Origin of the sequence: Sporobacter termitidis DSM 10068, from assembly GCF_900130065.1 — a bacterium.
Taxonomy (GTDB): domain Bacteria; phylum Bacillota; class Clostridia; order Oscillospirales; family Oscillospiraceae; genus Sporobacter; species Sporobacter termitidis.
Window position 1 is genome coordinate 23,744 of the sequence record NZ_FQXV01000015.1, and the last position, 11,688, is coordinate 35,431.

The following is an 11,688-nucleotide window of genomic DNA, read 5'->3' on the forward strand; positions in this document are numbered from 1 at the left end:
CGTGATGTTATACCGCGAAATGGGCAAAACCGGGGACAAGGTTTCCATATTGGGCTACGGCTGTATGCGTTTTCCCAAAACCGGGTCCAGGGTCGACGAGGGGCGGGCGGAGCGGCAGCTCCTGTCGGCCATCGACCGGGGCGTCAACTACGTGGACACGGCGTACCTCTATTTCGGCAACGAGGCATTGGTGGGGAAAATTCTGTCCAACGGCTACAGGGACAAGGTCTTTATCGCCACAAAGCTGCCGCCGGTGCAGGTCAATTCCCAAAGAGACATGGAAAAGCTGCTGGACACGCAGCTGACGCGGCTCAAAACCGATCATATCGACTATTACCTGATGCACAACCTCATGTCGTTTCAGGCCTGGGAGCGGCTCAAGCAGCTGGGCGCCCTGGATTTTCTGGAAAAAGCGAAGGCGGCGGGCAAAATCCGGCGCGCAGCCTTTTCCTCCCACGGCCCGAAGGAGCAGTTTATAAAGCTCGTGGACGATTACTCCTGGGACATGGCGCAAATCCAGTTCAACTATCTCGACGAGAATAACCAGGCGGGCAGGGAAGGCTTGGAGTACGCCGCGTCGAAGGGCCTTGGCGTTACCATCATGGAACCGCTCCGGGGCGGCTATCTTGTAAATAAGCTGCCGGCCGAGGTGACGGACATCTTTGACCGGGCGCCGGTAAAGCGCTCCCCGGCCGAATGGGGCCTCCGCTGGGTCTGGAACCATCCGGAGGTGTCGCTGCTGCTGTCGGGGATGAACGACGAGGCGCAGATCACGGAAAATCTCCGCATCGCCGGAAAGATAACGCCGGAATCCCTGACGGAGGCGGAGCTGCGGATGTTCGTGGACGTCAAGGAGACCATCGCCAAAAAGGCCAAGGTGCCGTGCACCGGCTGCGCCTACTGCATGCCGTGCCCCGCCGGAGTGGATATCCCGGGCTGCTTTTCGATCTATAACGACAAGCTCCTCCACAAGGGCCTCAACAGGGAGACCTCCTACATTATCCGCACGTCGGGCTTTGACGGCGGCGCGAAATCCTACGCGTCTCTCTGCAAGGGATGCGGTGCCTGTGAGAAAAAGTGCCCCCAGAGCCTGCCGATCCGCCAGTATCTGAGCGACGTGACCCGGGAATTCGAAAGGTTTTATTTCAAGCCCGCCGTGGGCGCGATCCAGGGCTACATGAAGCTGAGGGGCGGGAGAAAAAATCAGCGGCCCGAAAATTAAGCATCCGCCTAAAATATTACTGCCCCTGAGGCACTATTTGCCCGCCGGGGAATAAGCACTGAGGTATCCATGAAGTTTAAAAACAGCTTTCACCCTTACGCCATTATCACCATCGTGTTCTGGTCCTGCGCCTATGTGCTCTCACGCCTGGCGCTGGCGCACTTTTCAGCTTACGCGCTGGGCCTTTTGCGGTATATCATCGCGACTGTTGTCATGCTCGCCGTGATCCTCTTCAATAAAATGAAACGGCCCGCGCCGAGGGACCTCTTATGGTTCCTGGCGGCGGGCGCGTGCGGTTTTACCCTTTATATGATCGCGTTCAACACCGGCTGCGAGACGGTGAACTCCTCCACCTCCAGCGTCATCATCGCCATCGTGCCCGTGGTGACGTCGGTCATGGCGCGCGTTATCTATCGCGAGCGGCTGACGGTTGTCCAGTGGCTGTCGACCGGCGTCTCTTTCGCCGGGGTCGTCGTGCTGACGGCGCTGAGCGGGGGACTGGCGGTGAATGCGGGCATCCTGTGGCTGCTGGCCGCCGTGGTGTTTCTGAGCCTTTTCAATATTCTGCAGCGGAAGCTCACAAAAACGTATTCCCCGCTGCAGACGTCGGCCTTCAGCATCTTCGCGGGGACACTCCTTTTGGGCGTGTTCCTGCCGTCCTCCATCGCGCAGGCGGCCACGGCCCCGGCCATCCAATGGGTGTATCTCATTATTCTCGGCGTGGGGTCCAGCGCGATTGCCTATCTGGCGTGGGCAATGGCGCTGGCCCGGGCGGAAAAGACGTCTTCCGTGACGAATTATATGTTCGTCACGCCCTTTCTCGCCTCCGTCATGGGCGTCGTGATCGGCGGGGAGGAGGTGCGCCTGCCGACGGTTATCGGCGGCCTGGTCATCATTGCCGGCCTCGTGCTCTTCAACCTGGGCGGGCGGTGGCAGAAGCGCCGGAGCGCCGCGCCCGCCGCTGAACACGCCGAATAAGCCCGCCGGCTCAGCGAAGGGCGATGATATACATAATATCCCTCCCTCGAAATATCATTACAGGATAGCATATCGTCGAAGAATAATAGAGCCGGGACAATAATTTTTTCTTGTTAAGGAGCGAGGTTTTGGAAACTGCACTGATCATCTTACTCATCGCCATAGTGGCCGGTTTTCTCGGCTCACTGCTGGGGCTGGGAGGCGGCATCATCGTCACGCCGGCGCTGACGCTGCTTTTCGGCATCGACATCAGGTACGCCATCGGCGCGAGCATCATCTCCGTCATCGCCACCTCCAGCGGCGCCGCCATCGCGTACCTGAAGGACAACCTGACCAACATCCGCATCGGGATGTTTCTGGAGATCGGGACGACGCTGGGCGCGATCACCGGCGCGTTTTTGGGCGGCATTCTGAATCCGAAATACCTATACGTGATTTTCGGGCTCCTGATGCTGTATTCCGGCGTCATGATGCTGCTAAAGCTCCGGAGCGGCCAGAAAAAGGACGTCGTCACACACCCGTGGGCCGAAAGGCTGCGGCTCAACAGCTCTTATTTCGATAAGAACACCAACGAGACGGTGCCCTATCAGGTCACCGGCGTTTTCGGCGGGCTGGGCATGATGTACGTGGCCGGGACGGTGTCGGGCCTGCTGGGCATCGGCAGCGGCGCTTTAAAGGTTATGGGCATGGACCTGTTCATGAAGCTGCCGTTAAAGGTCTCCAGCGCCACCAGCAACTTTATGATCGGCGTGACGGCGGCGGCCAGCGCCGGCGTCTACTTCTTCCGGGGCGATATCGACCCGAGGATTGCCGCGCCCGTCGCGCTCGGCGTGCTTTTGGGCGCCACCGTCGGGACGCGGGTGATGCAGCGGGCCAGCAGCCGCCTCCTGCGGCTCATTTTCGTGCCGGTCCTGGCGTTTGTGTCGATCCAGATGATCGTTAAGGGGGTAATGCTCTGATGAAAAAAGACATTGAGCGCACCGAGCTGACGATTGCCAAGCTTTTAAAGGCCGGCGTCCTTTTGAGCGCCGCCATTATCCTCATCGGCCTCGTCCTGTACCTGGCCACCGGTACCGGGGGTTACGGGGGCGACGCGTTCCCCACAGACCCGCTGGTTATCCTGCAGGGCCTCGCCGCCTTTAAGCCCTACGCCATCATCCTGCTGGGCCTCTTTATTCTCATCCTGACGCCGATCCTCCGCGTCGGCGTCTCGGTCATCGTCTTCATCCGGGAAAAGGACAGCCTGTACGTGGCGATCACCACGTTTGTGTTCCTGGTCCTGATCGTGAGCCTGCTCCTCGGAAAGGTGGAATAAACCGAGGCTATCGGACTTATTGACAAATGTTATCGTATGTGATAACATATTGTTATAACAGACATATAATATTTAGGGAGGCGGTGGGGTGGATTGGGAAATAGAATTCTACCAAAAGGAAAACGGCGAAATCCCTGTTGAAGATTTTTTATTGTCACTGACTCCAAAGCTTCGCGCAAAAGCATACAGCGATATATTGCTGCTTAAGAAGCTTGGCATCAATATCCGTGAACCCTTTTCGTCCGCAATCAAGGGTGAACGCTATAAAGGATTATTTGAACTACGGGTGAAGTTCTCATCTGATATTACGAGGATATTTTACTTTCTATATGAAAAAGATACCTTTATACTGCTGCATGGCTTTGTAAAGAAAACAAATAAAACGCCTGAACAAGAGCTTGAAAAAGCATTGAGCTATAAAATAGATTATGAAAGAAGGTGTCAAGATGAGTAAAGCAGGAGTAAAATTTGAAGATATTAAAGCAAGATTGATGAAAGACGAGGAATTTAAGACAGAATATGAAAAATTAAAACCGCGGTATGAGTTGATCGCCCAAATCATTGATGCTCGGAATCAGTTAAATATTACTCAGGAAGAGCTTGCATTACGCGTCGGGACACAAAAATCCAATATATCCCGTTTTGAAAGCGGCGCTTACAACCCTTCACTGGATTTTGTCACTAAAATAGTCCGCAGCCTTGGTAAGGAAATCCATATTACGATTAACTGAACGCAACACAAAAGCAGTATCTATCGTGATACTGCTTTTGTGTTGCGTAGGTTAGGGCGGAATCCATATCCGCCCCTTTTTTGTATCGTGCCGCGCGGACGGCGGTGCTGTCATTTTGCGGGGCAGGTAATGGTGAAGGCTGCGCCCTGTCCCGGGGCGCTGTCCGCCCTGATGTCCCAGCCGTGCTTTTCGATGATGGTTTTGACGATCGACAGCCCAAGGCCGGCGCCGCCCGTTTTGCGGGACCGGGATTTGTTCACGCGGTAAAAGGGCTCGAAGATGTTTTGGAGCTCGTCTTCCGGGATACCGCTGCCCGTGTCGGCGATGACGATCTGACGCGCCCCGCCGGCTGCCCGGGCGGTTATTGTGATTTTCCCGCCGTCGGCGTTGTATTTCGCCGCGTTTTCAACGAGGTTGAAGCAGGCCCTGTATAAAAGCTCGGGATTGCCGCGCACCGAGATGCCGTTACAGGAAATATCGGTTTCGATGCGCTTTGCGTCCAGCACTGAGGCCAGCTCGGCGCGGACGGCCTCGAACATCTCGCTGAGAGCAATGTCCGACAGGTAAAAATCCTCGTCCTCGTAGCACAGCGCCATCAGATCGTCGACGACACCTATCAGCCTGGCGACATTCCGCTCCGTTGTCGCCAGGATTTTTTCATAGTCGGCGACCGACGGGGCCTCGTCCAGCCGGAGCACCTGGATGCCCGCGTTAATGGTCGCCAGCGGCGTTTTCAGTTCGTGGGCCACATTGGCGGAAAAGCGCTTCTGCATTAAGAAGGATTTTTCAAGCCTGTCCAGCATGATGTTGAAGGAGCGGCCCAGCGTGCCCACCTCGTCGTGCCCTTTATCGTCGGGGATGCGCCGCTTTAAATTGTCGCCGGTGATGGCGTTAACCGTTTCGCTCAGGCGGTGAATCGGCCGCAGCGACCGGCCGGCCACCCAATAGACAAGCAGCGTGCCCAACACGGAGACGGCGGCGAGAAAATAAATGCTCGTCGTATTGAAGTCTTTTTTTGCCGCCGTCAGCATTGCCGCCGGTAAGGGTTTCGCATCCATATTCAAATAGATATCTTCACCCTGGACAACGCTTGCCGACGCAAGCGTTGCTGTCGAGAATTGATCGAACTGATGATTGGCGTTGTAGGCGGCGGTGATTGTCAGTATGGCTGAGCAAAGAATCAAAATGGTACCGGCAAGCAGCGTGATGCGCATCCTTAACGAGAGCTTTTTATGGGTGTTCATGTGTCAGCCTCCCCAATTTTATAACCCATCCCGCGAACATTGGCGATGAGCGGCTTTTTACAGCCGGCTTCCGTCAGCTTCTTTTTGATCGAATGGATATGGTATTTCAGCGTGTCCGGGTACAGGTCCTCATCGCTCCCCCAGGCGTGGTCGACGAGCTGCTCGGTGCGCATTACCTGGCCGGGGTTCAGCATCATGTATTCCAGGATGGCGAATTCTTTTTTTGTCAGTGTCATTTTGACGTCTCCAAAGGCCACCAGCCGCGAGGCCATGTTCAGGCGCAGCTCGCCGCAGGTGAGCACGTTGCCCTGCTGGATATACGCAATGCGCGTCAGGGTGCGGATGCGCGCCTCCAGTTCGAGAAAGTCGAACGGCTTTGTGAGATAATCGTTGGCGCCCAGGTCGAGGCCGAGCACCCTGTCGGCCACATCGCTGCGGGCGGAGAGGATGAGTATTTTCGTCCTTTTGTCCTTCAGCCGGATGGCCCGCAAAACATCCAGGCCGTCCACCTTCGGCAGGTTCAGGTCGAGCACGATCACGTCGTAGGGGACGACCCGGTAGTAGTCCAGCGCTTCCTCACCGTCGTACGCCCTGTCTATGGCGTAGCCGCATTTTGTGAGCCCGCGGGCCACGATATCGGATAATTCCTCTTCATCCTCAACAAGCAGTATTTTCATGATGCTCCTTTAAAAAAGTGGCCGGCAAAACGCCGGCCGCTCTTTTTTTGTGTGATTATTTTGCCGGGGCGGTAGTGGCGTTCTCCGCGCCGGCGATGGGATTATCCCCTTCGGCGACTGTCAGCGCGCTGGACGGCAAAATAACGGCGTCGGCCAGGGCCTTGCTCAGGTCCGTGCCGGGGACGGCGGTCAGTGAGACGCCCGGGGCCGTCGCGGCGTTTTCCAGGCCGGAGATTTCCGCTTTTCCCACGGCTGTCGCCGTGCCCGGCCGGGCGGTGGCGGCAATGGCGCTCACATCGACGCCGGGGACGGCGGCGAGGGAAGGGGAGACGCCTCCCGCCGCAAACGCCGTGGTGCCGCCCAGAATGCCCAAGGCCAGCGTCCCGGCCATGACGGCGCCGATGATCTTTTTCTTGCTGATTAACATTATAAAAGCTCCTTTCGATATTTCAAATTTTAAATTTTGGTTGCAACCGGCAGACTTACTATAACAAGCCGACGGTTGAAATATCGTTAGGATTCGACTGGAAGAGCGCACGACAAAAAAAGATTCTTCGCCGACCGGCCCGCAGCCGTTTGGCCCGGAATGGCAATGGGGGTGCCATTCCAGGGGGCCTTGCGCCCCGAAGAATCTTTCTGCTTATTGACTTAAAGCGGATGCTACGACTCCTTGTTGGCCGGCTTGTCGGCGCTGTACGCGTTCATCAGCTTGTTGTACAGCTCCTCGCCGACGCACATCTTGGCGTATTTGCACCACTTGACGCAGGACTGAATATCGTTATAAACGACATAGCCGCACTTGTCGCAGGCCATCTCTGTGTCGGTGGAGAAGATCTCGATTTCATTGCCGCACTGCGGGCAAATCTTGATCTCCAGCGTCGGGGTTTTCAGTTTATCCGTTCCATGGCAGCCACCCAGCATAACGCTCGCCTCCTTATCGTTGGCTTTATTATAATGCCGCCGACGGGAAAAGTCTGTTGCTTTTACAACAAACCATCATTTTTTGCGGCACTATTTGACAGAAAGATACCGGTACTTTAAAATGACACTGCATTAAATTTTTGTACAAAGGAGCAGTGGCATGATCGGTGTCCTCGTCAATACGGCGACCGTTATTATCGGCAGCCTGATCGGTTTGATTTTTAAAAGGGGTATTCCCAAAAAGCTGACGGACGCCGTGATGATCGGCATCGGGCTCTGTACCGTCTATATCGGCATTTCCGGCGCCCTCAAGGGGGAAAACACGCTTATTTTGATCGGCTCGATCGTTCTCGGCGCCGTCCTCGGGACGGCGCTGGACCTGGACCGTCGTCTCAATGGGCTGGGGGAGCTCATCGGCAGGCGGTTTAAAAAATCCGCGTACGGCTCGGTGTCGGTTGCCGAAGGGTTCGTAACGGCGTCGCTGCTTTTTTGCATCGGGGCGATGACCATCGTCGGGTCGCTGGACGCCGGGCTGACCGGGGACAACAAGATGCTCTTTACGAAATCGGTCCTCGATTTCGTCTCGTCGGCCATCCTCTCCGTCAGTCTGGGCATCGGCGTTATCTGCGCGGCCGCCTTCGTCTTTGTGTTCCAGGGGGCGATCGTGCTGCTGGCGCAATACCTGCGGCCGGTGCTGACGGCGTCCGCCATCAATGAGATGACGTGCGCCGGGTCGCTTATCATCGTCGCCCTGGGCCTCAACATTCTCGGCGTCACGAAGATCAAGGTGGCCAACTACCTGCCGGCCATCGTCTTCGCGCCGGTCCTCTGCTGGCTCGTCACGCTGTTTCATTAAGAAAAATTGTCCGTCCCTGCGCCGTAAAATTACTGCCCGATAAAAATAATGAATATACTGATATGAATATCTGATTTTTATTGGGGGTAACGATATGGAAATGATGGTCCGGGGCAGCCAGGATACGGATATTTACGTCCATGAAATCAACCCGACAGGCCGGCAGACGATATTGTTCCTGCACGGCTGGCCGCTCAACCACAAGGCGTTCGAGTATCAGTACGTCGAGCTGCCGTACCGCGGCTACAGATGCATCGGCATGGACACCCGCGGGTTCGGCAGGTCCGGGAAACCGTTTACCGGGTATACATATGATATCCTTGCCGACGACCTGAGGGCTGTCGTGGACGCGCTGAGGCTCGACAACTTTGTGCTGGCCGGCCATTCGATGGGCGGCGCCACGGCGATCCGCTATATGGCCCGCCACAACGGGCACGGGGTGAACAAGCTGGCGCTCTTCGGCGCGGCGGCGCCGAGCGTCACCACGCGTCCGGATTTTCCTTACGGCCTGCCGAAGGAAAACGTTACCGACATCATACAGAACTCGCTGAACGACAGGCCGTCGATGCTCACAGACCTCAGCAAACAGTTTTTCTATCAGCACCTGCCGCAGCCCTTTTTAGACTGGTTCGTCGACCTCGGCCTGGAGGCCTCCGGCTGGGCCACCGCCCAGTGCGCCCTGACCTTCCGGGACGCGTGGCTGATGGATGATCTGAAGCAGATCGGCGTCCCGACGCTCATTCTCCACGGGATACACGATCAGGTCTGCCTGTATCAGCTGGCCGAGGTCATGCACCAGACCATCCCGAACGCCAAGCTCGTCCCCTTTGAAAACAGCGGCCACGGCCTCTTTTACGAGGAGCGCGACAAGCTCAACGACGAGCTCACGGCGTTTATCGGATAAACGTCAAGGCGGCAATTCGTGGTGGAAAAATACAGGAATCCGTGATACGATGCGGATATAAGGCGTCCGGCGCGCGACGCCGGGCAAACAAACCCTGACTGCAACGGAGGAATAACCATGGATGTCATGGAAGCGATCCAAACGCGGCGCAGTGTCCGCAAATACAGCAGCAGACCCATCGAGGAGGAGAAGCTGAACCTTGTGCTGGAGGCGGCGCGGCGCTCTCCGTCGGCGACCAACGCCCAGAACTGGAGGTTTATCGTCGTGCGTGACAAGGAGAAGCTGCAAAAGCTGATGGAGGCGGCCGACGGACAGCCCTCCGTCGGCGAGGCGCCCTGTGCCATCGTCGCCTGCGGCACAAAGAAGCGGATAATGGACTGCGGCCAGCCTACCGACACGGTCGACTGCGCCATCGCCATGTCGTACATGATCCTGGAGGCGCACGAACTTGGCCTCGGCACCTGCTGGCTTGGGCATTTCTATGCCGACAAGGTCAAAAAGACGCTCCGCATTCCGGAGGACGTCAGCGTCATCGCCTTCACGCCCCTCGGCTATCCGGCGGAGGAGCCGGAGCCCCGTCCCCGAAAGGAACTGAAAGAGATCGTCAGCTACGAAAAATATTGAGGCAAAAAATCGCCGCGGTAAGCCGCGGCGATTTTTATAGCAAGTATGAAAGGACCGCAGGCGAACTGTGTTCGCCCCTACGCCATTAATGTAAAATACCCCGTGGGGGCGATCTGTGATCGCCTGAACGTAACTGCCTTTTCAGGAAATTCGCTTGACAAGAAATCGAACTAATAGTACGATAATTATAATAAAGGTTTGATAAGGAGTGATATACGATGGCGGGCGGCAAACGGGAGATGCTGACGGAATTCAACCGCGGCAATATTATGAACGCGGCCAAAATCCTTTTTGAAACGCGCGGGGTTGCCGGGACCACGATGGACGATATTGCGAAAAAAGCCGATTACAGCAAATCGACCATTTATATTTATTTCAAGAGCAAGGATGAAATTTATCACCGCATTTTGCTGGAGAGCATGGTCCTGCTGCGGGACAGGCTTATGGCGGCGGTCAGGGCGGGGGCGGGCTTTGAGGAAAACTATTTTTCGATATGCCGCGAACTGACCGGCTTTCAGCGGGAGTATCCGCTTTATTTCAACAGCATCTCGGACGAAATCAGCGTGGACGAGGAGGATTTCGAGAGATACCCCGTATTGCGGGACATCTATAACGTCGGCGAGGAAATCAACGGCGTATTGTCGGCCCTGCTCATCAAGGGGATGGAGGGCGGTGGCCTGCGCGCCGGGCTGAAGCCTGTGCCCACGATATTGACGATGTGGGCGAGCCTCTGCGGCGTTATCAAAATGGCCGGGCAAAAGGAAAAATATTTGAAAAAGCTTCAGATAAATAAGCGGGAATATCTGGACGACAGCTTTCGGATGCTGCTGAACTCCTTGAAAGCGGGCGACTGAAATGGTTTTAGGTTATATTACCGCCGCCCTGTTTCTGCTGACGGCTGCAAAATTCATCACGAAGCGGCTCCCGTACAAAAGATTGGACGCCTCCGCCCTGAAAATCCACAAAGCAGCCGGTCTGGCGCTGCTGGCCGTCTCCTCCGTCCACGCGATTCTTGTCTGGAAGCTGATGCACCAGCGCCCTCCCGGCATGTATATTGCCGGATTTGTACTCCTTGCCTGTATCCTGGCCGCCGTGCTGAGCCGTGTGTTCATGAAAAAGCTGGGCAGGAAATGGCTGAAAATCCACAGAGCGGCCGCGGCGGTGATTTGCCTTTGCCTGACCCTGCATATCGTGCTGGGCGTCACGAGCTTTGCCGCCTATCAAAAGGCCGTGGCCTCCATCACGTTTTCCGATATTGACGTCGGCCGGGTCGCGGACGGCGTCTATGAGGGTGATTGCGACGTGGGCTATATTTACGCGAAGGTCAGCGTCACGGTGAAAAACGGAAAAATCCTGTCCGTGGATATTCTGGAGCACAGGAACGAAAGGGGAACGCCCGCTGAAAAAATAACAGGCGAGATCGTATCGGCGCAGTCGCTCGACGTGGACGCCGTCAGCGGCGCCACGAATTCAAGCAAGGTGATCAGGAAGGCGGCCGAAAACGCGCTGGCGCAGGGGATAGGGTGAATGGCGTCAATGACAATTCATACCGGGATAGACAAAAACCGCTGCGAAAGCAGCGGTTTATCGTTTGTAGGTGCTTATTCGCTCAGCCATTTGCCCAGGCGTTCGGCGTCCTCCAGCACGTCCTTCTGGCTGTAGACGTGTTCGGCCACGTGGGTGCCGCCGGCCACGAGGATATCGTAATCGCCGAAGCCCATGAACTGCATGTTTTTGCCCACGTGCTCGAAATAATGGCGGAACATGTTCGTGTCGTTCTGCCCCTGGGTGAAGAGGAGCAGGACCTTTTTGCCGGGAGTCAGCGCGCTTTGGTGCTCGGGGCGCAGAAACGCGAAAAGCCGGTCCACGGCCGCTTTCAGCTGGGCGCTCATCGACCACATATAGACGGGAGAAGCCAGGACAATGCCGTCCGCTGCGGCGATGTCGTCGTAAATGGGCTGCATATCGTCCTCCGTGGCGCACCGGCCCGTCTGCTGACATCGGAAGCAGCCCTGGCAGCCTTTGATGTTCATGGTGTTGAGATGATAGGTCTTGACCTCCGCGGCCCGCTGCTCCGCGGCCTTGACGACTTTCTCCGCCAGTGCCGCCGTGCAGCCGTGGGCATGAGGGCTGCCGTTCAGAACAACGATTTTTTTCATATCAGACCTCCGTTAAGTATCATATTTTTTTCGCAAAAAAATATATGAAAAAGCTGG

At 56.3% G+C, this 11,688-nt stretch carries 16 protein-coding genes; 11 read left to right on the forward strand and 5 right to left on the reverse strand.

Annotated features, from left to right (window positions below; translation table 11 throughout):
• Window positions 1–4: 4 nt before the first annotated feature.
• The 6 genes from BUB60_RS16875 (at window position 5) to BUB60_RS16900 (ending at window position 4,246) form a co-directional block, all read left to right on the forward strand.
• Window positions 5–1,222 carry an aldo/keto reductase gene (locus BUB60_RS16875; protein ID WP_073081718.1) on the forward strand — a complete coding sequence of 406 codons (1,218 nt, stop codon included), beginning with the start codon at window positions 5–7 and terminating at the stop codon, window positions 1,220–1,222.
• Between the two features lie 69 nt (window positions 1,223–1,291).
• Window positions 1,292–2,200 (forward strand): DMT family transporter, encoded by a 909-nt coding sequence (locus tag BUB60_RS16880; protein ID WP_073081721.1) that lies wholly within the window; start codon window positions 1,292–1,294, stop codon window positions 2,198–2,200.
• A gap of 128 nt (window positions 2,201–2,328) precedes the next feature.
• Window positions 2,329–3,159, forward strand: coding sequence for a sulfite exporter TauE/SafE family protein (locus tag BUB60_RS16885; RefSeq protein WP_242941233.1), 831 nt, complete (start codon window positions 2,329–2,331; stop codon window positions 3,157–3,159).
• Window positions 3,159–3,515: a DUF1634 domain-containing protein gene (locus BUB60_RS16890; RefSeq protein ID WP_073081727.1), complete on the forward strand. Its 357-nt coding sequence runs from the start codon at window positions 3,159–3,161 to the stop codon at window positions 3,513–3,515. The genes BUB60_RS16885 and BUB60_RS16890 overlap by 1 nt, the downstream gene beginning before the upstream one ends.
• Before the next feature lie 88 nt (window positions 3,516–3,603).
• Window positions 3,604–3,969, forward strand: a complete 366-nt coding sequence (locus BUB60_RS16895) for a type II toxin-antitoxin system RelE/ParE family toxin (protein WP_073081731.1) — start codon at window positions 3,604–3,606, stop codon at window positions 3,967–3,969.
• Window positions 3,962–4,246 (forward strand): helix-turn-helix domain-containing protein, encoded by a 285-nt coding sequence (locus BUB60_RS16900; RefSeq protein ID WP_073081734.1) that lies wholly within the window; start codon window positions 3,962–3,964, stop codon window positions 4,244–4,246. Before BUB60_RS16895 ends, BUB60_RS16900 begins: the two co-directional genes overlap by 8 nt.
• 110 nt (window positions 4,247–4,356) lie before the next feature.
• On the opposite strand, the gene BUB60_RS16905 is transcribed toward BUB60_RS16900, so the two are convergent.
• The 4 genes from BUB60_RS16905 to BUB60_RS16920 form a co-directional block, all read right to left on the reverse strand.
• A complete protein-coding gene (locus BUB60_RS16905) occupies window positions 4,357–5,490 on the reverse strand; it encodes a sensor histidine kinase (RefSeq protein WP_073081737.1) in 1,134 nt (377 codons plus the stop codon).
• Window positions 5,487–6,167, reverse strand: coding sequence for a response regulator transcription factor (locus tag BUB60_RS16910; RefSeq protein WP_073081740.1), 681 nt, complete (start codon window positions 6,165–6,167; stop codon window positions 5,487–5,489). Before BUB60_RS16910 ends, BUB60_RS16905 begins: the two co-directional genes overlap by 4 nt.
• A gap of 55 nt (window positions 6,168–6,222) precedes the next feature.
• Window positions 6,223–6,594 carry a hypothetical protein gene (locus BUB60_RS16915; protein WP_073081743.1) on the reverse strand — a complete coding sequence of 124 codons (372 nt, stop codon included), beginning with the start codon at window positions 6,592–6,594 and terminating at the stop codon, window positions 6,223–6,225.
• A 233-nt stretch (window positions 6,595–6,827) separates the two neighbouring features.
• Entirely contained in the window at window positions 6,828–7,088 is a 261-nt protein-coding gene (locus tag BUB60_RS16920; protein WP_073081746.1) for a hypothetical protein, read from the reverse strand.
• Between the two features lie 160 nt (window positions 7,089–7,248).
• Between BUB60_RS16920 and BUB60_RS16925 the strand changes: the two genes are divergently transcribed.
• The 5 genes from BUB60_RS16925 (at window position 7,249) to BUB60_RS20680 (ending at window position 10,999) form a co-directional block, all read left to right on the forward strand.
• On the forward strand, window positions 7,249–7,944 hold the full coding sequence (locus tag BUB60_RS16925) for a DUF554 domain-containing protein (protein ID WP_073081754.1): 696 nt from the start codon (window positions 7,249–7,251) through the stop codon (window positions 7,942–7,944).
• Between the two features lie 94 nt (window positions 7,945–8,038).
• Window positions 8,039–8,848 (forward strand): alpha/beta fold hydrolase, encoded by an 810-nt coding sequence (locus tag BUB60_RS16930; RefSeq protein ID WP_073081757.1) that lies wholly within the window; start codon window positions 8,039–8,041, stop codon window positions 8,846–8,848.
• A gap of 117 nt (window positions 8,849–8,965) precedes the next feature.
• Window positions 8,966–9,472 (forward strand): nitroreductase family protein, encoded by a 507-nt coding sequence (locus BUB60_RS16935; protein WP_073081760.1) that lies wholly within the window; start codon window positions 8,966–8,968, stop codon window positions 9,470–9,472.
• 218 nt (window positions 9,473–9,690) lie between these two features.
• A complete protein-coding gene (locus BUB60_RS16940; protein WP_073081763.1) occupies window positions 9,691–10,326 on the forward strand; it encodes a TetR/AcrR family transcriptional regulator in 636 nt (211 codons plus the stop codon).
• Window position 10,327: 1 nt separating this feature from the next.
• A complete protein-coding gene (locus BUB60_RS20680; protein ID WP_242941234.1) occupies window positions 10,328–10,999 on the forward strand; it encodes an FMN-binding protein in 672 nt (223 codons plus the stop codon).
• A 74-nt stretch (window positions 11,000–11,073) separates the two neighbouring features.
• Here BUB60_RS20680 and BUB60_RS16950 read toward each other — a convergent pair whose 3' ends face one another.
• Window positions 11,074–11,631: a flavodoxin family protein gene (locus tag BUB60_RS16950; protein ID WP_073081766.1), complete on the reverse strand. Its 558-nt coding sequence runs from the start codon at window positions 11,629–11,631 to the stop codon at window positions 11,074–11,076.
• Between the last annotated feature and the right edge of the window lie 57 nt (window positions 11,632–11,688).